The organism is Streptococcus cristatus (genome assembly GCF_003943465.1).
Lineage (GTDB): Bacteria > Bacillota > Bacilli > Lactobacillales > Streptococcaceae > Streptococcus > Streptococcus cristatus_C.
The window spans coordinates 72,690-98,795 of record NZ_RJPR01000007.1 but is presented as its reverse complement, the minus strand read 5'-3'; the positions used below and the strand labels follow the sequence as shown (position 1 = coordinate 98,795).

Here is a 26,106-nt window from a genome sequence, read left to right as displayed (position 1 = left end):
CTGTTGAAGGGTCTGTTACTAAAACACCACCAAAAAGATTATTTAGGGGAATATAATCATAAATGCTGACGCTAGAGCTTTTTTTAGCACAATCAATTAAATCATCTATTTTATCCTGAAAGTACGCTTTTGAGAATAAATTTAAACTTAAACCATTAGAGAATGAAAAAATTTCAGTTGCTGATAAAACCCTTTTGTTTAAATCTAAATACTCTTTCAATAAATTTTCTGTCTTAATAAAATGCCAATTATATAAAAACCACTCTCTAAAATCTTTTTCGTTCATTTTAGATACCTTATCTAGTAGCTTTTTTAAAAAAAGTTTTTGTTCACTTTGTTTTGTGCTTTCACCTTTCAAAAATTTCTTCCAGCTCGATCTATTACTAATTGTTGCAATGATATCAGCAATTTGCGTAAAAGTAGGTCTAGAACTATGTTTATTACAATTTCTTAATAAAACATAAAGATTTTCAATAGGTATTTCATATTGGGAACCATTCCTATTTATCCCCAAAAAACGAATTTCTGTGTCGGAAACCGAATTATTTACAACAAAATCTTGATATATTTTTTTATAATTATCCATTGAAAATAATAAATCAATAATATAATTATAAATAAATTTTTGGGGGTTACTAGATGTTCTATAATTTTTGATGGTTTTAGAAATTTTTAGAATTTTATCATTATCAATGGTTGTCATCACAAAAAATTTAAACTCATCTTCAGTTATGCTATCATTTTTAAGTAAAGTTACTAATGTAGCTATAAATGGATTAATTGAATATTTTTTTAAGAATGGATAAGATTTTTTTACTAGCTGTAAGAAGTATAAATAACCAAACTCTGAAATATTTAATTCATTTTTTTGGATTTTGTGAGGTTTAGATAGTTCTAAAATTTTATTTCCAACCGACGATAAATACCTTTTTTTATTGCAAAACCCAAGTTGTTCTATAAAAGAACTAATAGCTCTTGCATCTTTGTCAGGTAAGGTTCCTCCATAGTTAATAATATCAAATTTATTCATCTCATCAAGAAAATTTGAGTAGAGGGAATTCCATTTAGCAGTTGGATGTTTAAGCCTGACATTTTGAAGTGCACGACATCCCAACTCAAGTTTTAGGGGCAAAGAGCTTTGCCTAAAGGATGTATTTCCCAAACTCCAAATAAAACTAGAATAACTATACTTTGCCATAAAAAATACCTCGCTAATGAATATATTGTATCAAAATAATAGATAATAAGATAGAGTAGAGATACAAAGTATATAATTTTTTTACCTTGTATATACTAGAATATTCATAGTGTGATATAATAGATAAGGCTGTAAAAAAACGTAGATGCGTAGTTGCATAAGGAGAAAAAATGTCATTAACAACAAAATCTGTTGAAGAGACTTTAGGAATAACTCGCCAAACTCTTCATAATTGGATAAAAGAAGGACTGTTACCAGCACCTAAAAAAGATTTTCGAAACTGGTATATATGGTCAGAGGAAGATTTAGAAAATATTCACAATATTATTGAACAGAAAACGCAGATTAACAATAAAGAACAAGCTGTTGATGACAGTTATTTAAAAATTGAAAATCGGAGATACTTAGGCTCTAAACAAAAAATGCTCAATTTTATAGAAAAAGTAGTAAATGAAAATACCACTGGAGTGAATATAGTAGCAGATATATTTGGTGGGATTGGCGTTGTTTCTGAGCTATTTAGAAAACAAGGAAAAAAAATCATCATAAATGATATACTACACTCCAACTATGTTTGTTTTAAAACTTGGTTCGGAAACCAAGAAGTTAACTATGAAAAGATAGTCAAATTAATTGATGAGCTTAATAATTTAAAACCAGTTAAAGAAAATTATGTATCACAAAACTTTGGAGGAAAGTATTTTTCTAATGAAAATGCTAAGAAAATTGGAGCTATTAGACAAAAAATTGATACTTATGATGTTAATGAAAGGGAAAAAGCCTTTTTACTTACATCACTATTATACGCAATGGATAAAGTTGCTAATACGGTAGGGCATTACGATGCTTTCAGAAGAAAAATGGATACATTTAATTCGATTCATTTAAAAGTGCCAGAAAATAACATTAATAAATTTAATGAAATTTATAATTGCGACGCCAATGAGCTTGTCAAACATATCAAGGCTGATTTGGTCTATATTGACACCCCGTATAACTCAAGACAATATGGGGATGCGTATCATCTTTTGGAGAATATTATTGACTGGGAAAAACCTGAACTTGCTGGGGTTGCGTTAAAAATGATTGATAGAAGTCATATAAAATCTAAATATTCGACTTCAGAAGCACCCAAAGCTTTCGAAAATCTAATCAACGACATTGATTCAAAATACATTCTTGTCTCGTATAATAATATGGCTAAAAAAGGAAGTGGACGTTCTAATGCAAAAATTTCTAATGAAGAAATAATCAGTATTCTGAGTAAAAAGGGGAATGTTAAAATCTTTGAAACTCCGTTTAAAGTTTTTACTACAGGAAAAACTAAAATTAATGATCATAAAGAATTACTGTATCTATGCGAAGTATTTAAATCAAATAAAGAAAGTAAGAAAATCGTAAATACAAATCAATCTGCTATTAATTACACAGGTGGAAAGTTTAAACTACTGCCTCAATTGCTACCTCTTTTTCCAAAAAATATAAATAATTTCTATGATGTTTTTGTTGGGGGTGCTAATATAGCTATAAATGTTGAAGCAAATCAATACTTCGTAAATGATATCAATAAAAAGGTTATTGATTTATATCGTTATCTAAGTGAAGCTGACTACAATGAATTATCAAAGAAAATTGAAAAAATTATTGATAAGTACGGACTGTCAAATACCAAAAAAAATGGGTATGACTTTTACAACACTACCTCTTCAATTGGACTAAAAGAAGTTAACAAAATTGCTTATCAAAAATTGAGAGAAGATTTTAACAATGGGTACTTTAGAAAAGAGCTCAATCCAATTATATTTTATATTTTAATTGTATATGGGTTTAATAACCAAATTCGGTTTAATAAAAAGGGTGAGTTCAATACACCGACAGGTAAAAGAGACTTTAATCAAAAGATGTCTTTAAAATTACAAAATTTTATGTCTGAATTAAAAAAAAGGAAAATTATTTTTTCTTCATTAGATTTCAAAGATTTCTTAGTTCAACAATCATTTGAAGAAGACGACTTCGTGTATCTAGATCCTCCATATTTAATTTCGACCGCAGCGTATAATGAAAATGGAGGGTGGAGCGTTAATAGTGAAAAAGAATTATTGAACACATTGGATATTTTGACAAATAAGGGAGTAAAATTTGCCCTGTCCAATGTTACTGTTCATAAAGGTAAGACTAACACTCTATTAAAAAATTGGGCTGAAAAATATAATATTCATTATTTAGATTTCAACTATAACAATTCTAATTATCAGTCTAGAGCCAAATCAAAAGATACCGTAGAAGTGTTAATCACTAATTACTAAAGAAGCGGACTAAGCAAAAATAAGTCTGAAAATTCTACAATTATAAAAACGCATAACATTAGATAATTGTATATCTAATGTTATGCGTTTAACAGTTTCCTTGTATGAGTCTTATGAAGACGTTTTATATTATTTGTAAAGCGACCACTCTATTATTTTGAAAAGATATCATCAAGTATTTCTTGCCTCCAATTATTTGAAATAGTAGTTGGCATGGTACTAGAATGGTTAGTTATAGTATTAAGTAAGTCAATATCATTTATACCTTTTTGAAGAATGATTATCAACTCTTCAGTAGTCAGACCAAATATCTTTAAACCATTAACAATCCCTGTCTTTAATGTTCCATTGAATTGAATAAATTGAGTTGCTCTAAAAACATTTATAACATTGTCATCTAATTCATTTGCAATAAAAATTGTCTGTGATTTATTATTTTCAAGGGCAAAATTTATACTGTGTCGAATAACAGGTTCCATCTCTCCTCGTTTTTGAGAACTTAAATCCATCAAAGTAGCTTCAATAAGCAGAGAATATTCTTCTGTAATAATTTCAATGTCACCTGCTCCGCCACCTCTATGAGTCAATGGTAACTTATTTCCGTCTAAAGACACTTGAAAAATTTGATGCAAACAAAACGTTTTGTGTTTAGAAATGTAATACCAAACAATAGTCAATATATATTCGAAAATAGTGGGGACTGTTGCGTTTTCTGTAACCAAATCGAATACTTTCTCATCATCTCGAACTTTTATATATTCAAGAATTTTTATCACTTTTTCAACAGGGAAGTGTGTTTCAATAAAATCCCTATATTCCAATTCTCGTTTACGAACTATGTGATTATTTATTTTTGAAAAATCGTCTGTGCCAAATTGTTGACCAAGAATAGTGTAGAGGTTTTGTATATTGAATTCTGAAATATTTAGAATTTCTTTAGTAGTCATATTAGCAAACCAAACACTATTTTCGTTTAGTTCGTAATCTTCGTAACTTTCATAACCTGTCAAATTAAATTCTTTATCCAACAATTTAAGCAACGGAAGAATAACCCATTTACTATTTAAATTCACTAATCCATTATCAAAACTAACTAATCCAGTGGCTTGAAAAGCTCTTCGGCACATATCAGAATATTCTCTAATAAGATCATTGTGCTTACTGAATACAAATTGAAGATAAATTTGATACCCATCTCCACTTAGTAAAGGATTCTCATTGTTTTCTTGTAAAAAATCTATAACACTCATTTTAGGTTTTAATTTGAATGGAATTCTTCCTTCTCCAAACGCCTTTTTTATTCTCTCATCTTTAGAAAGTTTCTGTATATTAGCTAACAACGAAGCGTTAGGATTCTCTATAAAGTTAAGAAGCAGCAGTACAAATTCTTTGTACAACAAAGATGTTTTACTGCTATCTCTGTTGTTAAAATATCTGACAAAGTTATCATCAGATAAATCTTGTTTATCAAACATAGATTTGACAGCTTCTAACTCTTCATTAGAGCGTAAAGTGTTAACGAAAGTTCTCTTGTAAAAATCTTCAAATGTTTCATTATTTGTTGATGTTTCATGGTATTCAGAAATTATGGAGAGTAGTTCTTCCTCACTTTGTTCAGGTTTAATTGATTCAATTAATTTTAAGAAGTTTTGTTGAGGTACATTATCATATTTGCTTAAAAATAACACAGCAAATCTAAAACTATAGAAGTAATTATCGGATTCAGAAGAATAAATTCTTAATTTTAGAAATTGTCTTAGATAAACTAAGTTATCTTCAGATAATCCTAGAATTTTCTCTATCGAATCAGGTTCAGCTAAATTATTATTAAAATAAGCTCTTCCTACATCACTTATTTTTCTATTAGAAGTAATGAGTCCAGTTTTTACTAATCCGCTTGTTAAAGTTCTTCCTCGTAAACCAAGTCGATTAGTATTAACTGTATAGTTTTTAGCACGTTTAAAATCCACAAACAGTTCTAAGCCGTCATCTTCTTCAAGTCGAACAATTTCATCAATAAAGCTCTTGTAAAAATCCTCTTGTAAAGTAGTATTTCGCTCCCATATACGAGTATTGCCCATGTATTCTTTAACATGCTTTAAAATAAGCTTATTAACCTCAACTAATTGCTTTACTCGAATCGAAGTATCTCCCATATTAAAAATACTTTGTGGACTATCTAATCGCATTGAATCACCTCTAGAACAGATTATTATATCTTTATTATACACCAGTATTTTATAATTTTATAAACATAAATAAAAAAACTTCAGCATGCCTGTAGTTTTTTTGTAATATTATCTTACTGAAGAGGATACGATAAGTGAAATCTAATTCTCTACAGGCTTAAAATGCCCAACGATCTTCCCAATTATACGAGGATTTTCCTCATAAGGCGCATAAATATCGTCATACTTCTTGTTTATTGAAACAAGTCGTAGATAGGTTTTATGAATATACACTTTTTTACATAGGTTTGATTGTTAAACTCAACCGCATAAACTTGTCCGCCCTCAATATTTGTTGATTGCTTAATCAAATACTACATCGCCATCAAGTAAATCAGGCTCCATTGAGTCACCTACAACCCAAGACGCAAAATCATGAGGGATATTTTCAGTTGAATAAGTAAGAGTATAATCTCCATCTCCAAAGTAGGAGTAGCCAGTTCCAGCAGAAAGACCTTTATAGGTTTTATAACTGAATAGATCGACTACTTTGTTGTCGAATTTTTCCTGTTCTTCAAGTAATTCTGAGGAATAGACGATAACTTTAAAATCAAACAAGCTAAAAACAACTCTAATGATCATTAAATTGATATTGGAGTGTTTTTTGTTGTCAAAATGTACATTTGAAAAATTTTTAGTTTTCACTTAAATAAAGTACATTTTCGTCTGAATTGAGAGTAGTCAAAATTTCCAGTGTTCACTTAAATAAAGTACATAATTGAGTATAAATGGCTTAAAAAAAATTTTTGGTTACTTAAAAACCTCCCCCTATCATCTTTCCGAAAAACTATAATTTTCTTGAAAAATATACCTAGATATGTTATACTTCTTTTATAGAAAAATCATGAGGAATATGGAATGAAACGCGAGATTTTATTGGAACGAATTGATAAGCTGAAGCAAATCATGCCCTGGTACGTTCTAGAATACTACCAATCCAAGCTGGCAGTACCTTATAGTTTTACGACCTTGTATGAATATCTTAAAGAATACGATCGATTTTTTCGCTGGGTTTTAGACTCTGGTATATCTGACGCTTCAGAGATTGCTGAGATTCCTCTTTCTGTCTTGGAAAACATGACCAAGAAAGACATGGAGGCCTTTATTCTTTATCTGCGAGAGCGGCCGCTTCTCAATGCTAATACGACCCAAAACGGTGTTTCCCAGACAACCATCAACCGGACTCTTTCAGCTTTGTCCAGCCTCTACAAATATTTAACCGAGGAAGTGGAAAACGAGCAGGGTGAGCCCTACTTCTATCGAAATGTGATGAAGAAGGTTGCTACTAAGAAGAAAAAAGAAACTCTGGCTGCTCGTGCTGAGAATATTAAACAGAAGCTCTTTTTAGGGGATGAGACGGAGGAATTTCTCCAGTATATTGATAGGGAATACCCCAAGAAGCTCTCTAACCGTGCGCTATCCTCCTTCAACAAGAACAAAGAACGAGATTTAGCCATCATTGCCTTGCTGTTAGCCTCTGGTGTTCGTCTGTCTGAAGCTGTCAATCTGGACCTGAAAGACATCAATCTCAAAATGATGGTCATTGAAGTGACAAGGAAGGGTGGGAAAAGGGACTCTGTCAATGTCGCTGCTTTTGCCAAGCCCTATTTAGAAGAGTATTTGAGCATTCGGAGTAAGCGATACAAGGCCGAAAAGACAGATCTAGCCTTCTTTTTGACTGAATACCGCGGCACTCCTAATCGAATCGATGCTTCCAGTGTCGAAAAAATGGTGGCCAAGTATTCCGAGGACTTCAAGGTGCGAGTGACACCTCACAAACTCCGCCACACGCTTGCTACACGTTTATACGATGCAACCAAATCTCAAGTTCTCGTCAGTCACCAGCTGGGGCATGCTAGTACACAAGTCACCGACCTTTACACCCACATTGTTAATGATGAGCAAAAGAATGCTTTGGATAAGCTATAGTTTACAGAACTAAAATTATGACACACACAACAGTAAAAATGCTCTATGATTTTTTGTTCATAGAGCATTTTTATTTAACTTAAATAGTATTTAACCGAATCACTTCATCAGCCTTTTCCCAAATCGCTGGGTTATGCGTCGCAAGAATCATCAAGCGGTCTAGCTTTTTCAATGATAACAGTAAGTTCATAATTTCTTGTGAAGTTTCTGGATCGAGTGCTGCAGTCAGTTCATCTGCCAAAATCAGGGGAGGGTCCTTGAGGATGACTTTGGCTAAGGCGACACGTTGCGCTTCTCCACCTGATAATTCATAGACTTTTTGATTGAGTGCGAGATAATCCAATCCCACCTTTTCTAAGACTTCTTCTTCTCGCTGCTTCTTCTCTTGTTTAGTCCATTTTTGACCAATCAATCCAAGTTCTAAATTGGCAGCTACGGTTTCGTTTTCAAGAAGACCAAAGTTTTGAAAGAGATAGCCTAATTCATTTTTGAAAAAGTGATGAGATTTGATTTGCTTAAGCTCTTGCCCTCGGTAGCTGATGCTTTCCTTATCATAAGGTTCTAGCTTAGCCAGGATATTGAGTAGGGTTGTTTTGCCGCAACCACTATTTCCGATTAGGGCGTAGACCTTTCCTGCTGCAAATTGCAGATTGATACCCTGAAAGACAATCCGTTCTCCAAATGATTTTGTCAGGTGTTCTATTTTGATCATATTAGGCTCCTTTCAGAATAATGGGCAAGAAATGGTCCTCTTTATGCGAGCGGTAAAGGAGAATCAGCCATGCATTGGTCGCAAATAATAAGAGCGCGACAAGAGCGATCCACCATTCCTGTGTGAGAAAGAAAATCAGGACACTACCTAATAGCAGCATGACAATCTCTGATATGAGCATGCTTCGGTGAATTTTCAAAAAGTCCATACCCGCAATCTTCTTCAGGAATATCGGTCTTCTAAACTCTTCAAAATAGAGGAAATTCATGGTGTTAAAGAGTAGAATGGAGGTCGCCATTCCGAAGATACCGCCAGCAATGGCCATGAGGTTCTCTAATTGAATGGATTGCATCATCTGCTGATAGACAGCTGCTGCATAGTCGTATTGACTCACATTTTTTTCGAGCCCATTCTCAGCTACTAGCTTCTTGCTTTTTTCAAGTCCATCAAAATACAGATAAGAATTGAGTTGAGAGAAATAAGGATTGTCGTAGCCACCAAAGCTTCTAGGTCGAACAACAACCAAAATCGGATCGGTCAAGAATTGCTGATAGTTCATAGGTGTATTGTTATAAATAAAGCGTTTTTGGTTGTTAGGAAGATAGGTCACCCGTGCTTTCATAGGCAACTGGCTCTTTCCTTGTTCATCTCTAGGAGTCAGATAATCTTCATAGAGTTTTTTCAACTCCTCTTCTTGACCCTTCAACTTTTCAGGGAGCAAGAGTCCAAATTCTCCAGCTTGCAAGTGATTCAAGCGCTCTTTTTCCTCAGGGGAAACCGAGATCCTTTGGATATCGAGATAATTTGGAGTGACATACAGGGTATTGGCAAGAGGATCGTAATCTGTGATTGAAAGATTTCTCCCTGTTCTAGGATCGTTCATGAGGCCTTTTGAATTAAAAGATACGAGATGATGATAGACCAAGAGACCGCCTTTTTCAATGCCAGACTCGATTAGCTTAGACCATTTGGCTCTGTTTTCATTTTGCATCTCTTTGTTTGTATTCTGTGAAAAATCCTCCCGATTTACACCAATTTGAACCCAATTCGTCTCTTTAGACCAAGCCACTTTCCCCTCTTGGTAAGTCTGCCAGACAGAACCATAGATACTGACCCGATGGATAGCAAGGCCAATGAGAGCAACAGCGAGAAATTGACAGGTAAAGAGAAAAACTAAAATCCTTTTTACTGGAATTTTCCCTTTTAAAAGGCTAACCAAGTGCACCGTCTGGATGCTGAATACAAATATAAAGGACAGGAGAACAGATACGATGAGCAAGAGCGTATTATAAATGATACTACTTGAAATGATGAAGGAATAGGCAAAGGGGGTTAATTGTAAGCAATAAATCAAAATGGATCCTAAGGCACTGGCTCCAATACATCCTAAAAGCAGCTCTCTGCTGTCTTCCACGAGAGAACGTCCAAAGAGTTGGTACCGTCTCATCCCTGCAATATAACGAATCCCTGCACTCCTCAATTCAAGTGTTTTTTGAATAATGGCCAATGCACTAAAGCTAAGAATAAAAATAACCAAGGCTAAGGATTGGGAACCGGAACCAAAAAATGCCATAAAACTCTGCAAGAAATTAGGCTTATTCATGAAAGTCTTTGAGAAACCAAGTTCGTGTAGTTTTTGATCCAACTTTTCGAGTGGTAACTTCCCTGAGAGTATATAGTAATTGGTAAGTAAGCTTTTCTTAGAAGCGACTTCTTTATCTGCTTTTTTGATGCCCTTTGGAAGCTCTCCCTCTCCGTAGATATCATAGGAGAACTTGATCTGACCTTGCGAATCCGTTTGTTGAATCTGGCGAGCGATTACACTATTGCTTTCCTTTGCTAACTGATCTAAGTTAGCTGAAAGCTCCTCATTGGTGATATTTCTTTCTTGTTTAAGAACTCCTACCACAGGGAGGCTTCGGTGGATGAGCGTATTTGGTGAGATAAAGGCAATCCAAAGAAGAAAGTTGGTGACAAAAAGATTAGAAAAGATAATAAAGACTCGTTTCATAAGATCACACTTTCTAAAGAGAGATTGAAGAGAGATACTTCAAGTTTTTCAAACGACTTTATCCATCTATATAATACCATAAAAGCAATATATTAGAAACTATTTATAGGTAAAACTGAGTTCAAAAAAGAGATCCGCAAAAGCGAATCTCTTATAGTTTTATCCTACTACTGCTTCAGCGATTTCTTCACGGCTGATACCAGCAAAGTAGCGTGTAATATCAATAGTTTCTAGAGCTTTAAGGACATCTTCGCGTTCGTATTTCACTCCACGAAGGACATCTTCTACAGCTGCAACGTCTTCGATACCAAAGAAGTCTCCATAAATCTTGATATCTTGGATTTTTGATTCAATGACGTTGGCAAAAACTTCAACCTTACCACTGGTGAATTTTGTTCCACGACGGACGTTAAATTCAGGTGATTTCCCATAGTTCCAGTCCCAAGTACCGAATTTAGTATCCTTAATACGATTGATTTCCGCCAATTCTTCTTCTGAAAAGACGTATTCAGTCATCTCTGGGTACTCTTTTTTCATGTATTCCAATAGCAGATCACGGAATTCTTCAACTGTGATTTTTTCTGGTAATTCATCGATAATATTGGTTACACGGGCACGGACGGATTTCACACCTTTTGATTCAAATTTATCTTTTGAAACCTTGAGGGCGTTTGCTAGGACTGACAAATCGACGTCAAAGAGCAAGCATCCGTGGTGCATGATACGCCCATTGATATAGGCTTGGGCATTGCCACAGAATTTTTTCCCATCAATCTCAAGGTCATTACGGCCTGTGAACTCAGCTTTAACGCCTAGTTGAGCCAAGGTATTGATAACTGGAGTTGAGAAGCTCTTGAAGTCAAAGGCCTTGTTTTCATCTTCTTTTGAAATAATGGTGTAGTTGAGGTTGTTTAAATCGTGGTAAACAGCTCCACCACCACTGATACGGCGGACTACCTCAATGCCATTTTCTCGAACATAATCACGGTTAATTTCTTCGATAGTGTTCTGGTGACGCCCGACAATGATAGATGGTTTATTGATCCAAAGTAGGAAGATTTGATCCTCATCCAAAAGGTGTTTAAAGGCATATTCTTCCAAGGCGATATTAAAGGCAGTGTCGTTTGAATGATTGATAATATATTTCATGATATCCCTTTATACGATAGAGACTGGAAAATACCTTTCCAGTCTGAACTATCTTCGATTTATTTTTTCTTAGGTGAATGGATGGCCATTCCTAGTACATCTGCAAATGCTTCGTACATAACTTCAGAGTAGGTTGGATGTCCGTGGATGGTCTTCAGCATTTCCTCAACAGTGATTTCCATTTCGATGATGCTTGACGCTTCGTTGATCAATTCTGCAGCTGAAGGACCAATGATGTGCACACCAAGGATTTCTCCGTATTTCTTATCGGCGATAACTTTTACGAAACCTTGAGCAGCATCAGATGCAATGGCACGACCGTTAGCAGCAAAGTTGAATTTACCGATGGCAACATCGTATTTCTCACGTGCTTGTTCTTCAGTTAGACCTACTGCTGCTACTTCAGGAAGAGTATAGATGGCTGCAGGAGTCAAGTTCAATTTGGCAACAGCATGGTTTCCTTTGAGGGCATTTTCAGCGGCAACTTCACCCATGCGGAAGGCTGCATGCGCCAACATCTTCGTACCGTTGATGTCACCTGGTGCGTAGATACCTGGAACAGAAGTTTCCATGTATTCGTTGACCTTGATGCGTCCACGATCCAATTCAAACTCAACATCGCCAATACCTTCAAGGTCTGGCACACGACCGATTGAAAGAAGAGCTTTGCTTGCGATGATATCGTCTTTTCCTTCAACCTTGATACGAAGTTGACCATTTTCTTCGATGATTTCTTCCAATTTTGTACCTGTCAAGATAGTCATTCCTTTACGCTCAAGAATCAAGCGAAGATTCTTGGAAACTTCAGCATCCATAGCTGGTACAATACGATCCATCATTTCGATAACAGTTACTTTTGACCCAAATGTCATGAAGGCCTGACCGAGTTCGATACCGACAACCCCACCACCTATGATAACAAGGCTTTCTGGTACTTCGTTCATTTCCAGAATATCATCGCTGGTCATCACAAGTGGAGATTCCATACCAGGAACGTTGATCTTGCTGACTTTTGAACCACCAGCAAGGATGATTTTCTTAGTTTCAAGCAATTCTGAGCCATCAACCAAGACATTCTTGTCTTTAGTGATTGTACCAATTCCCTTATGAACAGTAACTCCGTAGCTACGAAGGAGTCCTGCAACACCACCTACCAAGGTATTGACAACTTTAGACTTGGTTTCAAGGAGTTTATCCATATCAACGGTGAAGTTTGGATTTTCAATGACGATACCACGATTTGCTGCATGACCGATGTTTTCAATGATTTCAGCGTTGTGAAGGTAGGTCTTAGTTGGGATACATCCACGGTTCAAGCAGGTTCCACCGAGTTCTGATTTCTCAACAAGGGCAACCTTCCCACCGAGTTGGGCAGCTTTAATCGCTGCAACATAACCAGCAGGACCTCCACCAATCACAACGATATCAAAGGCATCATCGCTCTTACCGTCGTCGTTTGAGGCACTAGCTGCAGGTGCAGGACTAGCTTCTGGCGCTGCAGCTCCAGCTGTTGGGATGTTCTCCCCTTCTTCACCAAGGTAGCCAATGACTTCCGTTACTGGGACAGTTTCACCATCTCCTTTAAGGATGGCAATCAAGTATCCATCTTCTTCGGCTTCCAATTCCATGCTGACTTTGTCAGTCATGATTTCCAAAAGGATTTCTCCTTCTTTTACAAATTCACCGACTTTTTTATTCCATTGGACGATTTGTCCTTCTGTCATATCCACGCCGGCTTTTGGCATAATTACTTCTAAGGCCATGTCTTACTTCCTTTATCTATATCTCTAAAAATCAATACTGTATTTTTTTAAACCAACATTGAGATTGGGTTCTCAATCAAGGCTTTCAAGTCTTTCATAAACTTAGCACCAGCCATACCATCTACGACACGGTGGTCAATGGTTAATCCTAGGCTCATGATAGGGCGAATGACAATCTCACCATTGACAACTACAGGTTTCTCAACTGTTGAGCTAACCCCGAGGATTGCTGAGTTTGGTTGGTTAATGATAGGACCAAAGGACTGAACACCAAACATTCCTAAGTTACTGATTGTGAAAGTTGAATTTTGGAGCTCACTTGGAGACAATTTGCCATCCAATGTCCGTCCAATCACATCCTTGAAGGCTACAACTAACTCTGACAAGCTCATTTTTTCAGCATTAAAGACAACAGGTGTCATCAATCCATTATCCATACCAACTGCCATCGCAAGGTTAACATAGTTATGAGTGATAATGGTCTTGCCATCTTCTGTCAATGAAGCGTTGATGTATGGGTGCTTCATCAGTGTCTTAACAACAGCGAGAGAAAGAAGGTCTGTAACCGTTACTTTCTTACCAGTTGCTTCCATGATTGGATCAAGAACCTTCTTACGAAGCGCCAACATTTCTGACATATCGACATCGTAGTTGAGCGTGAAGGTTGGCGCAGTTAAGTAAGATTCAACCATACGTTGGGCGATAACCTTACGCATTGGTGTCATTGGAATACGCTCAATCTCACCATAAGGAGTGATATTGTCCGGAACTTCTTCCACTTTTTCGATCTGAGCAGGAGACTTGATGGTATCGTTTTCGATATTTTCAGGAAGCAAGGCCAAAACGTCCTTCTTCATAATCTTACCACGATGACCTGTTCCTTGGATTTCCTGCCAAGCAATGTTATGTTCGAGGGCAATTCGTTTTGCAAGTGGCGAAATGCGAACCACGTTTGTGTCTTTATAAGTTTCCACGTCTTCTTTGTGGACACGACCGTTTGCACCTGAGCCAGAAACATCATAGAGGTTGATCCCTAGATCATCCGCTAACTTTCTAGCCGCAGGAGTCGCTCTTAGCTTGTCATCAGCCATGACCTCTCCAATTCTATTTATGATACAAAGGGCGTTTAAAAGCGACCGAAAAATAGGAAATCAACGCAGACTTCGATGAAGTCAAGGAGATTTATCTTTTTTCCGAGCTTTTAGCCCGTGTTCTAATCTAAGATATTAAGGACGAAGAGGGCAAGGAAAAAATAGGAGATTGACGATGTGTTCGATGAACACAAGGAAATCTATCTTTTTTTTTCGCAGACCTCCGTCCGAATTCAATTACATAATACAAAGGGCATTAAAAGCGATTGAAAAATAGGAAATCGACACTGGCTTCGATAAAACCAAGGTAAATTATCTTTTTTCTGAGCTCTTAGCCCACACTAAATATAAATATTAAAAGTACTTATTAGGACCTCTACACAAGATTAGATTACATAAAATAATCTATGTAATCTAATCCATGAGAAAGCCTTTTCTTTATTATACCTTATTCTTTATGATATGTCTTCCGAATAGCGTCTTTGATGCTTTCAACAGTCGGAATCATTGCGTTTTCTAAGTTTTGTGCATAAGGCATTGGCACATCTTCTCCGGCACAACGGCGGATTGGTGCGTCTAGATAATCAAATGCTTCTGATTCAGAAATAATCGCTGAAATCTCTCCGATATAACCACTTGTTTTGTGGGCATCGTTGACGAGAACAACCTTACCAGTCTTTTTAACAGAGTTGATGATAATTTCTTTATCAAGTGGCACCAATGTACGTGGGTCAACGACTTCTACAGAGATACCTTCTTCTGCCAATTCTTCAGCCGCCTGCATGACACGACGAAGCATTTTACCGTAAGTAACTACTGTTACATCTGTTCCTTCACGTTTGATTTCGCCAACTCCAAGTGGGATTGTGTAGTCTGGATCAACTGGCACTTCCCCTTTTTGGTTAAATTCTGATTTGTACTCAAGAATGATAACTGGGTTGTTATCACGGATAGAAGACTTGAGAAGTCCTTTCATGTCCGCAGGTGTACCTGGAGCCACAACTTTCAGTCCAGGAATATGAGTAAACCAAGACTCTAGAGATTGCGAGTGCTGGGCGGCAGAACCAACTCCGTTACCAGCCGCACAGCGAATGGTCATTGGAACCTGACCTTTACCACCAAACATATAACGTGTTTTAGCGGCTTGGTTGACGATATTGTCCATGGCAATGACTGAGAAATCCATAAAGGTCATATCAACGATTGGACGAAGTCCTGTCATGGCTGCTCCTGCTGCCGCTCCAGAAATCGCTGCTTCTGAAATCGGACAGTCACGTACACGCTCAGGTCCAAATTCTTCCAGCATACCAACAGATGTTCCGAAATCTCCACCGAAAACTCCGACATCCTCACCCATCAAGAGTACATTTTCATCGCGACGCATTTCCTCAGACATAGCGAGGATAATGGTGTCACGAAATGACATTGTTTTAGTTTCCATTTTCTTTTTTCTCCTCTCTTTAGTCTGCGTAAATATCTTCAAAAGCAGATTCAAGCGGTGGGAGTGGGCTTTCTTCTGCAAACTTGACAGATGCTTCTACCGCTTCTTTGACACTAGTTTGAATAGCTTCTAGTTCCTCCTCACTTGCAATGTCATTCTCTAGCAAGTAGTTTCGAAGATTTTCAATGGGATCTTTTTTCTTCCATTCGTCTACTTCTTCACGAGTACGGTATTTACCCGGATCAGAAGATGAATGTCCTAACCAACGATAGGTTACACTTTCGATCAAGACTGGTCCTTTACCACTACGAACGTGCTCGACAGCCTTTTGGAAGCCTTCATAGACATCCAGAACATTATTTCCATCTTCGATAAACATTCCAGGAATTCCATAAGCAGCGCTACGTTGATGAATGTGCTCCACATTGGTCATTTTCTTGATATCCGCAGAAATCCCATAACCGTTGTTAATGCAGTAGAAAATAACAGGAAGTTTCCAAATAGAAGCCATGTTCACTGCTTCGTGGAAGACACCTTCGTTGGTCGCACCATCTCCAAAGAAGCAGACGACGATTTTACCAGTATGTTGCATCTGCTGACTGAGGGCCGCACCAACAGCGATTCCCATACCACCACCTACGATACCATTGGCACCGAGGTTACCCGCATCAAGGTCAGCGATGTGCATAGAACCACCTTTTCCTTTACAGGTTCCAGTGTATTTTCCGAGGATTTCAGCCATCATTCCGTTGAGGTCAATCCCTTTGGCAATAGCTTGCCCGTGTCCACGGTGATTTGAGGTAATCAGATCATCTGGATTAAGAGCCAGCATCGCTCCGACGTTAGCAGCTTCCTCTCCAACAGAAAAGTGAGTCATACCGGGTACTTTCCCCTTTTTCACTAACTGAGCAATTTTTAAGTCCATGCGACGGATTTCTTCCATCTTACGGAACATCTCTAATAAGAGAGATTTATCTAAGGTTGCCATTTATTTGCCTTTCTAAAACCCCATTCAATCGTATGTACAGGCAGCTGCAACTATTTAAGTTGTACTAGGATATTATGAATATCCCAAGCGCTCTAGCTGTCCTATCATTCCGAATGATACAGGGTATAAGCATTATTTATTTCCCTTCTATTCTAACGAATATTGTAAGCACTGTCAAAGGTTTTGCTCAAATTTTTTCACAAAGAAAAATCAGCATATCCCATGGATACGCTGATTGATGAAATAAAAACAACAATTTCACAAACTATTATGTTTAGATTTTTTTGAATGGTTCAATAGATTCAAAACTAGATTCTCGTTCTATTTCCGCAACACTATTATATATGCTGAGTGGATGTTCACCGCTGTAAGGAAACTATTTACTATAAAAGATCATTCTGCTTTCTTTCCAAAGTCCGCAATCATCTCTTCCATCTGTTCCCGACTTGGAGTGGTCAGCATGTAGAGGTAGTCTCCTTGCAACTCTGCGAAGGCTGCTGGCATGTCTTTTTTGACTTTAAAGTTATCTCGATATTTCTCTAGCAACTCCGCCTCTGAATAGGTATAATGTGAGCTTGCGCGACGAGATGTTGCCAAGCAGAATAACGGCTCCATGTCTGACTCAGGGAAAGGCTCACCCGCAACAATATTTGCGTATCCACGATAGAGATCGATTGAGTGAGCATAGTTATAAACATCGATGGTAAAGCCGCCTGCTGGACGATTATTGTATTCGATAGCTATATAATCACCATCTTGACGGAAAAACTCGATATGGAAAAAGCGCTCTTTCATGCCAAATGCTTGGACAATAGCCTCGCCATAAGCACGAAGTTTTGGATCCATCTCCTTGAGGACATAGTAAGAATTATCCATTTTATAAAGCATGAGGTCTAGCGGTGTGTAGGCGTAATCAAAAGTCGTTGAAAAGACTATATTTCCTTCTGAATCAATCAGACCATCAAACGTACAAATCTCACTAGAAGTCACAAATTTTTCAAAGAAATAGACAGTCTCCTGATCCCATTCTTCTTTAAAATGCTCGACATCCGAAGCTGTCTCAATCTTAAACGTGGCTGCAGCTCCTACCCCATTGTCTGGCTTGGCAATCAGAGGCAGGCCGATTTTTTTGACAGCCTGATCCACATCCGATAGTTTTTTAACAACCTGACCTGGAACGACTGGCACGCCAGCTTTCTGGAAGAGTTTCTTCATTTCAGACTTGAATTTGGTCTTTTTCAGGTCATTTGGCTTAGCCCCAAAAACGTTAAATTGTTCCCGCAATTGGGCATCTTGCTCCAGCCAGTATTCATTGTGGGATTCAATGCGGTCAATCGGTCCATGTTTGTAGAAAAGGAAGGCTACCGCACGTTTCACTTCGTCCAGATTTTCCAAATTGTCAACACGAAAATACTCAGTCAAGGCGTGCTGAAGTCCTGGACCTAACTGCTCATAGGGCTCCTGTCCGATACCAAGCACTGTAATGCCCTTGTTAGCCAGCTCAATAGTAAACTGCTGGAAATTTTCTGGATAATAAGGTGAAATAACAATATAATTCATAGTAAGACTTCCTTTCTACTTCACATTTTAGAGATTTAACTGGCTCAAGAAATAAGGCATCTGTTTGCGCCACCAAATCCAATCATGGGATACATCATGGCCCCATTCAGCAAACCAAGCTGGAATATGTTTGTGCTCGCAGGCTTCTTTCAGTGTATAGAATGAAGGAAGACCATCCTGCTCCCAGTCGCCCAAACCGGTACAAACAATAATATCAGCCTGTCGATAGCGGTCAATAAACCAACCATCATTTTGGTTCCAGATATAGTCAGCTGGCGAGTTTTGATAAATGGCTTCGTCGTTCAAATTGTCACCAACAAAGAAACGTGCATCATAGACACCACTGAGGGCGATTACTTTGTTGAAAACATCTGGATGCTGGAGGAAAAAATTGACGGCATGATAAGCGCCCATAGAGCAACCTGTCGTCATCATTGGGTCAAACCAACCTGTCTTGTGTTTGATAAAGGGAATTGCTTCTTCAATAACATAACGCTCATAAGCACGGTGCATCTCCGCACGGTCATGGAGATGTTTCCAGTCCGCCAGCCAGCTTTCGCTATCTACGCTACTTAAGGTAAAAAATTGCACCTTCCCTGTCTCGATGAACCAAGAGCAGGCTTCAATCATGCCGAAATCAGCATATTCATTGTGAGAACCGCCTGATGAAGCAAAGACTACCACTGGAATGCCAGCATGACCGTAACGATTGACATACATTTCACGGTTCAAATGACCGCTCCAATGACTTAAAAATTCTACATGCATTTCTTTTCTCCTTTTTGCTTCTTTTTCTACCACTTTTCACTGATAAAGCGGAAACAGTCGGGCAGATTTTCCGCCCAGTCCACTTCATTGTGAATCGCTCCTGACTGGATTTTGATGTGGAGATTATCCAGCTCCACACCAGCAGCAATCAGCTGACGGTAATAACTGAGCGAAGAATCAATGTAGGCTTGTTTGATATTGCCTGCCATGAGAGTCTTGTCAGTATCATCTGCTTCCTCTGTTCCAACATAGATGAAAACTCGCTGGTCAGAGTGCAACTTCTGGCGTTCTATATAGCGATCAAAAGCTTCCTGATGGAGCCAGTTGGCTGATGAAAAAACGCCCAGACAGCCGACCTGATCCTGATATTCAATGCCAATAAACTGGGTAATATTGCCACCCAATGAAGAACCAATCATAGCTGTATGCTGGCGGTCAGGCTTCGTCCGATAGTTTTCGTCAATAAAAGGTTTGACGACATCCATGACGAACTCAGCGTACTCTGTGCCCTTACCACCAAATTGCATTCCAGGAATATTGGACTCTTGGAACTTCCATGCTGAATATTCATTCATCCGACGCGGCCCATCATTGTCAATGGCCACGACTATCATTTTTTCAATATCGGGATTGCGCTTGATTGTCGGGATTACTTTCCAAGAATGGCCACTGAAGGACTCCTTGCTATAAAGGACATTTTGACCATCGTGAAAATAAACGACAGGATAAGTCTTTTCAGTATCTTGTTCATAATTTTTAGGAAGCAGCACTCGCACGCGCCGCTTTTGTTTGGTGTAAGGAACCACCAACTCATGAGTTTTCATATCAAGATAGAAATAGGATTTATTCATTTTCAGAAAACTTTCTATTTTCAAAATTTTTATTTATTATAACACAAATTAAGCAAAAAAGTTAGGAAATTCCTAACTTTTTAATGATTTTTATTAGATAATGATAGAAAATAGATTATTTATCCAGATAAGCCTGTAAATCCTGCAAGGCCCGCTCAGCAATCTTCTCATAGCGCTCTTTCTTATCACGAATTCGAGGGCTGTCAAGCTCTTTGATAATCCCAAAATTGACATTCATGGGTTGGAAATGCTTGCTGTCAGCATGAGTAACATAATGAGGCAGACTTCCAATAGCTGTTGTTTCTGGAAAGACAAGTGCTTCTTCTCCCTTGAAGAGTCGAGCAGCGTTAATACCAGCAACTAGACCTGAAGCTGCTGACTCTACGTACCCTTCAACTCCAGTCATTTGACCTGCAAAGAAAAGATTGGGCTGTTTCTTAGAGCGGAAAGTCTGTTCCAGCAGATTTGGAGAGTCCATATAGGAGTTACGGTGCATGACACCATAGCGGACAAATTCTGCATTTTCAAGGCCAGGAATCATTTGAAAGACACGCTTTTGCTCTCCCCACTTGAGATGAGTTTGGAAACCGACAATATTGTAAAGACTGCCCGCTGCATTGTCCTGACGAAGCTGCACCACAGCGTATGGAGTCTTATATTCACCATCCCGAGGGCCTTGGTAATCATCTGGGTATTCCAAGCCAACCGGCTTCATCGGACCATAAAGCATGGTTTTAATGCCTCGCTTGGCCATAACTTCAATAGGCATGCAGCCTTCAAAGTATTTTTCTTTCTCAAAGGAATTAAGTGGTGCTTCCTCCGCATTGACCAAAGCCTCATGGAAATCCATAAATTCTTGCTTGGTCATAGGTGCATTGAGATAGGCTGCTTCCCCCTTGTCATAGCGGGATTTTAGATAGACCTTAGTCATATCAATGGTATTGACATCGATAATAGGCGCTGCTGCATCGTAGAAATAAAATCCGTCGCCGCCATTGAGCGCGTGGATTTTTTCTGCCAAAGCATCGCTGGTCAAGGGTCCTGTCGCAATGACTGTAATGGCCTCCTCTGGAATTTCGGTGATTTCCTCGCGCATGACTTCAATCAGTGGATGATTGGATACTAGCTCAGTCACCATCTGCGAAAAGCCTTCTCTATCAACCGCTAGAGCACCACCTGCTGGCACCCGAGTCGCTTCTGCCGATCTTAAAATGACCGAGTCCAACCGCCGCATTTCTTCCTTGAGCAGACCAACTGCATTGGTCAGCGCATCTCCTCTTAGAGAGTTAGAGCAGACCAATTCTGCAAAATCTGCAGTCTTGTGTTGAGGCGTTGACTTGACACCTCGCATTTCATAGAGTTTGACTGGGATTCCACGCTTAGCAATCTGGTAAGCTGCTTCACTGCCAGCCAGACCAGCACCGATAACATTGATATAGGATGATGACATGATACTCTCCCTTGGATATTTCTAGATTTTCACTCTGATCATTATAACAAAAAGATAGTAAAAAAGACAGACAGGAGGATTCCTGAATGTCTTTCCAAAATTATTCTTTATCAAAACTGAATGTCTTCCAATTCAGTTTGCTTCCATATTTCATAATAAAACGTACTTCAGTATTCTTAGGTAGTTTATCGATTTGAAGTATTTGAGCAAGTAAGTATTCAAAATCAGAATCAGTCCAATTGTCAATATCTTCATTAGTTACTTGTAGGTTTTGTTTTCGTACCTGATCTATATCGATTTGTATTCTAATGCTAAAAGTCGAACGATTATTAGCGACTCTTTTTAAGAGAGTATCGCGATTGCGAACAAGAGTCTCTTCATTGAGATTGTTGACTCTACTTGGGCCTAAGTCCTTGATTAACGGAGTTAGTTCTTTGACATCCCTCTTCAAAATCGCTTCCCTTTTCTCTTGCTCTTCAAGATGAGTTCTCGGATTACCGCTATATTCTTTTTTGGGCACCAATGAATAACTCGAGTCAAATTTGTCCAATTCAATTGAGTTTTTAATATAAAGTTTTCTAATCGCATCATCGCTTAAATATGTTGAAGTTAAGCTACCACTTTGAAGTAATATATTATAAGCTTCCTTAAGCCGATCATAGTTGTCATCACCAGAAACATACTCCATTTCTAAACGGTAGACTGTTTTCTTGGAAAAACCAAAGAATTTTTTCTTTTCAACTTCTTTAAGCCTCGGATTGTATTTAAGGACTGGAGTGCTCTCAACGTAATCTTTTTCAAAATCCACATAGACATCAACAAATTTCTTATTTCCTTCAACGTAAAACGGAGATCCATAATATCCAAAGGTATCAGCTGTCGAGTATCCTTCTGCTTCTAACCCTGCAGCTTCTACTACAGAACGAATGTTTGAAATAGCTGTTTTAGCTAAATCACGATCGACTCTGTTGTTACATGCAGACAAGATAAATAATGCGAGAATGGAAAACAGTACACTAATTATTTTCTTAATCACTTTGCTTTTAACATCTCCTCTAAATAAGCAATCTTAGCAAAATCCTTATGATTGTTATTATCATTTCGGTAAGAATCTTGGGAAGAGGCACGGTAGATCGCCAGAAATTGCTCTGGAGTCGGAAGTAGAAACTCAACATCTTCAACTTCTCTCCGAGTCAGCTCCGCTATTGGCACACCTGAGAAGGACTCCAAAGTCTCCATGACCCCAAACTCAACAGACAAATCTTCTTTTTGGAATTCATGCTCGTGCAGGTCGACCAAACGATAGCCCAAGCGCTCCATCATGGGTTCAATCTTATCCATATCGTAAATACGCTCTTCATCAGGTGCTTCCCAGCCACGCTCATCACCGTGAACGTGAATGTCGATATCGCGCGCTTGCCAGTCCTTTCCAGTAACCTGTTCCAGACCTAGAGAACCCATCAGCAGTGGAATAATTCCCATCTTATTCAGTTGAGACGCGATTTTGAGAAACTCTGCAAATTTATCCATCATAGCCTGTTCCTTATTTTTTAAATAGATTGAACAATACAACTATTTCACTTTTTCTTCTTGATAGTCGCCATTGCTGCAGACCACTTGCTTACCACCACCGCGAACTTTCTTTTCAACTAGATAGTGGTCGCATTTTGGACAGTTGCGTCCAACGGGCTTGTCCCAAGATGTAAAATCACAGTCTGGATAACGATCACAGCCGTAGAAAATGCGATTTCGTTTAGTCTTACGCTCGATAACTTGACCTTTTTGGCACTGTGGGCAGGTCACGCCGATTTCCTTGACGATAGCCTGAGTGTGACGACAATCTGGGAAATTGCTGCAGGCATAGAATTTGCCAAATCTCCCCAACTTGATGACCATGGGACTGCCACAGACTTCACAGTCAAAACCGGCTGGCTCATCCTTGATTTGGATTTTTTCCATTTCAGACTCAGCTTTAGCCACTTCCTTTTCAAAAGGTTTGTAAAATTCATCAATAATCTTCTGCCACTGCTCTTTGCCAACTTCTACATCATCCAGTTTTGCTTCCATTTCGGCTGTAAATTTCACATTTACGATGTCTGGGAAGAATTCGACAATCAGAGAATTAACAATCTCACCCAATTCTGTCGGCTCAAAGCGCTTGGAAACCAGTTTAACGTAATATCGTTTCTGAATGGTTTCAATGGTCGGTGCATAGGTAGACGGCCGGCCAACACCATTTTCTTCCAAAGTTTTGATAAGAGTCGCTTCAGAATAACGTGCAGGTGGTTGCGTAAAGTGCTGTTCTGGATTGGTATTGACACGCTTGACGGTATCACCCTTTTCCATATCTGGCAACATTTTATTCTTGTCAGAGTCGTTGTAAATAGCCAGATAGCCATCAAACTTGACCTGACTGCCGTTGGCAGCAAATTGGACACCATTTTGCCCCAGCTTAACATTCATTGTATCAAAGACTGCTGCTGTCATTTGACTGGCTACAAAACGGTTCCAAATCAGCGTATAGAGCTTAAGCTGATCCTTATCCAGATACTTTGCGATGCTTTCTGGAGTATTGAAAACGCTGGAAGGACGAATAGCCTCATGGGCATCTTGGGCACCCGAAGCATTTTTCACCTTACTGCCATGTCTAGAATATTTAGCACCAAATTTATCCGTAATAAAGCTAGCTGCTTCATTCTGCGCTACTGGGCTGATACGAGTCGAGTCGGTACGCATATACGTAATCAGACCTTGTACGCCAGAACCGATATTAATCCCTTCATAGAGCTGCTGAGCCACCATCATGGTCTTACGAGTTCGGAAATTAATCTTATTAGCGGCATCCTGCTGCATAGAGGAAGTCGTGTAGGGCAGCGGAGCATTGCGTCGACGCTCTTTCTTTTCGACACTGTCGACTGTAAAGTTATCACCCTTGAGGTGAGACAGAACTTCTTTGACCTCATCGTTGTTGGTCAGCTTCATCTTTTTACCATTCATACCATAGAAGCTGGCCTGAAACTGACGAGTTCCTTTCTTGAAAGTTCCGTCAATCGTCCAGTATTCTTCTGGTTTGAAGGCGTTGATTTCATTTTCCCGATCGATAATCAGCTTGAGGGCGACAGACTGCACCCGACCAGCTGACAGGCCTTTTTTAACTTTCTTCCAAAGAATCGGAGAAATGGAGTAACCAACCAAACGGTCCAAAACCCGACGAGCTTGCTGGGCATTGACCAAATCCATATCAATTTGACGCGGCTCTTTAAAAGCATTCTTGACCGCATCTTTTGTGATTTCATTGAAGACGACACGGTTTTTCTCTTTTTCATCTAGATCAAGAATATGAGCCAGATGCCAAGAAATAGCTTCTCCTTCGCGGTCCGGGTCACTCGCCAGAAAGACTTGCTTGGCTTTCTTTGCTTCCTTTTTTAAGTCATTAATCAAAGGACCTTTACCACGAATATTAATGTATTGTGGCTCATAGTTGTTCTCAAAATCGACGGACATGGTAGACTTTTTCAGGTCGCGAATATGCCCCACACTGGCCAGAACCTTATAGTTTCGTCCCAGATATTTTTCTATTGTTTTTGCCTTGGCAGGCGACTCTACGATGACAAGATTCTTCTTGACCGCAGACTTTTTCTTTGTTTTTGTTACCAAATTAGACACCTTCTATAAGAAATAAATCTCATAGAGTGTAAACTATTTTTTGATAGATGTCAACTCGTAACTATTTCTATAGGAAAACTTATTTTAAAATTTGAACTCAGAAAGGACGTCAGAACCTGATGTGATGCACTTTGCCCCCTCTTGAATCAAATGATGGCAACCGTCAGATTTCCCATCCAAAATTGACCCTGGAATGGCAAAGACATCCCGCCCCTCTTCCATTGCCCGCTCACAAGTAATCAGACTGCCTGAGCGCATCTTTGCTTCCGCCACAATGACGCCTCGACAGAGACCAGCGATGATACGATTCCGCTCTGGAAAATGAAATTTCAAGGGTTGCTCACCCGGCCCATACTCCGTCAGCAATAAATGATTTTTGCCAATATAAGCCTGCAGTTTTTGATTGGCCTTGGGATAGAAGACATCTAGTCCCGTCCCAATGACAGCAATAGTTTGGCCACCATTTTGCAGGGCAGCCATGTGGGCCACGGTATCAATCCCACGAGCCAAACCGCTGACGATAACCAGCTCATTATTCAACTCCTTGATGATTTTCTGCACAGCAGCATTGCCCTGCTTACTGCTGTCTCGACTACCGACAATGGCTATCTTGGGCATTTCTAGCAAGTTTAGATTTCCTTGATAAAATAGCAAAGTCGGTGCATCGTAAATCTCGCATAGATCCCAAGGATACACATCATCCAAGATTGAAAAGGACGGAAAACGTTCAAATTCTTCTTTCAAAGCTGGTAGATCAAGTCGCTTGTACTTTTCCATAAAGAGTGCGGGATTGCGGCACTCAGAGACGACGGCCTTGTCTCGCAAAGATAGCTCTCCCTCTTTATTTTCTGCATATCTCAAGATATTTAAGACCTGTTGATTGGTTAAGCCAGCTTTTTTCATTTTATAAATTTCAAAATTATTCATTTTTATCACCTCACTTTCTTATTCGTAAAAAAGTTCAAAAAAAGAACTGCAATACAGTTCCTTGTTTC

The 26,106-nt window shown here is 38.6% G+C and carries 21 protein-coding genes; 2 read left to right on the top strand and 19 right to left on the bottom strand.

The features are described from left to right. Nucleotides 1–1,198: AlwI family type II restriction endonuclease (locus tag D8793_RS08080; protein ID WP_125386893.1), on the bottom strand; the 1,198-nt coding region annotated here is incomplete at its 3' end. A 170-nt stretch (nt 1,199–1,368) separates the two neighbouring features. Between D8793_RS08080 and D8793_RS08075 the strand changes: the two genes are divergently transcribed. Continuing rightward, nucleotides 1,369–3,504 (top strand): Dam family site-specific DNA-(adenine-N6)-methyltransferase, encoded by a 2,136-nt coding sequence (locus tag D8793_RS08075; RefSeq protein ID WP_125383856.1) that lies wholly within the window; start codon nt 1,369–1,371, stop codon nt 3,502–3,504. 152 nt (nt 3,505–3,656) lie between these two features. On the opposite strand, the gene D8793_RS08070 is transcribed toward D8793_RS08075, so the two are convergent. The 3 genes from D8793_RS08070 to D8793_RS12040 form a co-directional block, all read right to left on the bottom strand. Further along, nucleotides 3,657–5,693: an AlwI family type II restriction endonuclease gene (locus D8793_RS08070; RefSeq protein ID WP_125372016.1), complete on the bottom strand. Its 2,037-nt coding sequence runs from the start codon at nt 5,691–5,693 to the stop codon at nt 3,657–3,659. Between the two features lie 141 nt (nt 5,694–5,834). Then, entirely contained in the window at nt 5,835–5,966 is a 132-nt protein-coding gene (locus D8793_RS12220) for a S24/S26 family peptidase (protein WP_260471110.1), read from the bottom strand. A 69-nt stretch (nt 5,967–6,035) separates the two neighbouring features. Next, nucleotides 6,036–6,377, bottom strand: coding sequence for a S24 family peptidase (locus D8793_RS12040; RefSeq protein WP_221760779.1), 342 nt, complete (start codon nt 6,375–6,377; stop codon nt 6,036–6,038). A 213-nt stretch (nt 6,378–6,590) separates the two neighbouring features. Here D8793_RS12040 and xerS point away from each other — a divergent pair, with 213 nt between their 5' ends. After that, nucleotides 6,591–7,661: a tyrosine recombinase XerS gene (gene xerS / locus D8793_RS08060; RefSeq protein ID WP_125372014.1), complete on the top strand. Its 1,071-nt coding sequence runs from the start codon at nt 6,591–6,593 to the stop codon at nt 7,659–7,661. 79 nt (nt 7,662–7,740) lie between these two features. On the opposite strand, the gene D8793_RS08055 is transcribed toward xerS, so the two are convergent. The 15 genes from D8793_RS08055 to dprA form a co-directional block, all read right to left on the bottom strand. Further along, entirely contained in the window at nt 7,741–8,373 is a 633-nt protein-coding gene (locus tag D8793_RS08055; protein ID WP_125372012.1) for an ABC transporter ATP-binding protein, read from the bottom strand. A gap of 1 nt (nt 8,374) precedes the next feature. Continuing rightward, on the bottom strand, nt 8,375–10,384 hold the full coding sequence (locus D8793_RS08050; protein WP_125386891.1) for a DUF1430 domain-containing protein: 2,010 nt from the start codon (nt 10,382–10,384) through the stop codon (nt 8,375–8,377). Between the two features lie 159 nt (nt 10,385–10,543). Then, nucleotides 10,544–11,533, bottom strand: a complete 990-nt coding sequence (lplA, locus tag D8793_RS08045; protein ID WP_061453648.1) for a lipoate--protein ligase — start codon at nt 11,531–11,533, stop codon at nt 10,544–10,546. A gap of 59 nt (nt 11,534–11,592) precedes the next feature. Continuing rightward, complete coding sequence (gene lpdA, locus D8793_RS08040) at nt 11,593–13,296, bottom strand: dihydrolipoyl dehydrogenase (protein ID WP_125372008.1); 1,704 nt, start codon at nt 13,294–13,296, stop codon at nt 11,593–11,595. A 47-nt stretch (nt 13,297–13,343) separates the two neighbouring features. Continuing rightward, a complete protein-coding gene (locus tag D8793_RS08035; RefSeq protein WP_125372006.1) occupies nt 13,344–14,387 on the bottom strand; it encodes a dihydrolipoamide acetyltransferase in 1,044 nt (347 codons plus the stop codon). 448 nt (nt 14,388–14,835) lie between these two features. After that, the gene (locus tag D8793_RS08030; protein WP_125372004.1) at nt 14,836–15,828 is read right to left on the bottom strand and encodes an alpha-ketoacid dehydrogenase subunit beta; all 993 of its coding nucleotides are present in this window, start codon (nt 15,826–15,828) and stop codon (nt 14,836–14,838) included. Between the two features lie 19 nt (nt 15,829–15,847). Further along, nucleotides 15,848–16,816 carry a thiamine pyrophosphate-dependent dehydrogenase E1 component subunit alpha gene (locus D8793_RS08025; protein WP_125372002.1) on the bottom strand — a complete coding sequence of 323 codons (969 nt, stop codon included), beginning with the start codon at nt 16,814–16,816 and terminating at the stop codon, nt 15,848–15,850. A 393-nt stretch (nt 16,817–17,209) separates the two neighbouring features. Beyond that, nucleotides 17,210–18,376 carry an ATP-grasp domain-containing protein gene (locus tag D8793_RS08020; protein ID WP_125372000.1) on the bottom strand — a complete coding sequence of 389 codons (1,167 nt, stop codon included), beginning with the start codon at nt 18,374–18,376 and terminating at the stop codon, nt 17,210–17,212. Between the two features lie 27 nt (nt 18,377–18,403). Then, complete coding sequence (locus D8793_RS08015) at nt 18,404–19,144, bottom strand: esterase family protein (protein ID WP_125371998.1); 741 nt, start codon at nt 19,142–19,144, stop codon at nt 18,404–18,406. A gap of 26 nt (nt 19,145–19,170) precedes the next feature. Then, nucleotides 19,171–19,995 (bottom strand): alpha/beta hydrolase, encoded by an 825-nt coding sequence (locus D8793_RS08010; protein ID WP_125371996.1) that lies wholly within the window; start codon nt 19,993–19,995, stop codon nt 19,171–19,173. A 115-nt stretch (nt 19,996–20,110) separates the two neighbouring features. After that, complete coding sequence (gene trmFO / locus D8793_RS08005; RefSeq protein WP_125383852.1) at nt 20,111–21,445, bottom strand: methylenetetrahydrofolate--tRNA-(uracil(54)-C(5))-methyltransferase (FADH(2)-oxidizing) TrmFO; 1,335 nt, start codon at nt 21,443–21,445, stop codon at nt 20,111–20,113. A gap of 100 nt (nt 21,446–21,545) precedes the next feature. Continuing rightward, a complete protein-coding gene (locus D8793_RS08000) occupies nt 21,546–22,481 on the bottom strand; it encodes a hypothetical protein (RefSeq protein ID WP_125371992.1) in 936 nt (311 codons plus the stop codon). Then, nucleotides 22,478–22,978, bottom strand: coding sequence for a phosphoribosylanthranilate isomerase (locus D8793_RS07995; protein WP_125371991.1), 501 nt, complete (start codon nt 22,976–22,978; stop codon nt 22,478–22,480). The genes D8793_RS08000 and D8793_RS07995 overlap by 4 nt, the downstream gene beginning before the upstream one ends. A gap of 39 nt (nt 22,979–23,017) precedes the next feature. Next, nucleotides 23,018–25,111, bottom strand: a complete 2,094-nt coding sequence (gene topA / locus D8793_RS07990; protein ID WP_125371989.1) for a type I DNA topoisomerase — start codon at nt 25,109–25,111, stop codon at nt 23,018–23,020. A gap of 84 nt (nt 25,112–25,195) precedes the next feature. Next, nucleotides 25,196–26,038: a DNA-processing protein DprA gene (dprA, locus tag D8793_RS07985; RefSeq protein ID WP_125371987.1), complete on the bottom strand. Its 843-nt coding sequence runs from the start codon at nt 26,036–26,038 to the stop codon at nt 25,196–25,198. Between the last annotated feature and the right edge of the window lie 68 nt (nt 26,039–26,106).

Bases quoted from the DNA above. Each gene is read 5' to 3' on its own strand.
- D8793_RS08035 (WP_125372006.1), bottom strand. From the start codon at position 14,387: ATGGCTGATGACAAGCTAAGAGCGACTCCTGCGGCTAGAAAGTTAGCG.
- D8793_RS08055 (WP_125372012.1), bottom strand. From the start codon at position 8,373: ATGATCAAAATAGAACACCTGACAAAATCATTTGGAGAACGGATTGTC.
- D8793_RS08025 (WP_125372002.1), bottom strand. From the start codon at position 16,816: ATGGCAACCTTAGATAAATCTCTCTTATTAGAGATGTTCCGTAAGATG.
- D8793_RS08075 (WP_125383856.1), top strand. From the start codon at position 1,369: ATGTCATTAACAACAAAATCTGTTGAAGAGACTTTAGGAATAACTCGC.
- D8793_RS08050 (WP_125386891.1), bottom strand. From the start codon at position 10,384: ATGAAACGAGTCTTTATTATCTTTTCTAATCTTTTTGTCACCAACTTT.
- trmFO (WP_125383852.1), bottom strand. From the start codon at position 21,445: ATGTCATCATCCTATATCAATGTTATCGGTGCTGGTCTGGCTGGCAGT.
- xerS (WP_125372014.1), top strand. From the start codon at position 6,591: ATGAAACGCGAGATTTTATTGGAACGAATTGATAAGCTGAAGCAAATC.
- lpdA (WP_125372008.1), bottom strand. From the start codon at position 13,296: ATGGCCTTAGAAGTAATTATGCCAAAAGCCGGCGTGGATATGACAGAA.
- lplA (WP_061453648.1), bottom strand. From the start codon at position 11,533: ATGAAATATATTATCAATCATTCAAACGACACTGCCTTTAATATCGCC.
- D8793_RS08015 (WP_125371998.1), bottom strand. From the start codon at position 19,144: ATGCATGTAGAATTTTTAAGTCATTGGAGCGGTCATTTGAACCGTGAA.
- D8793_RS08070 (WP_125372016.1), bottom strand. From the start codon at position 5,693: ATGCGATTAGATAGTCCACAAAGTATTTTTAATATGGGAGATACTTCG.
- D8793_RS08010 (WP_125371996.1), bottom strand. From the start codon at position 19,995: ATGAATAAATCCTATTTCTATCTTGATATGAAAACTCATGAGTTGGTG.
- dprA (WP_125371987.1), bottom strand. From the start codon at position 26,038: ATGAATAATTTTGAAATTTATAAAATGAAAAAAGCTGGCTTAACCAAT.
- D8793_RS08020 (WP_125372000.1), bottom strand. From the start codon at position 18,376: ATGAATTATATTGTTATTTCACCTTATTATCCAGAAAATTTCCAGCAG.
- D8793_RS07995 (WP_125371991.1), bottom strand. From the start codon at position 22,978: ATGATGGATAAATTTGCAGAGTTTCTCAAAATCGCGTCTCAACTGAAT.
- D8793_RS08030 (WP_125372004.1), bottom strand. From the start codon at position 15,828: ATGGAAACTAAAACAATGTCATTTCGTGACACCATTATCCTCGCTATG.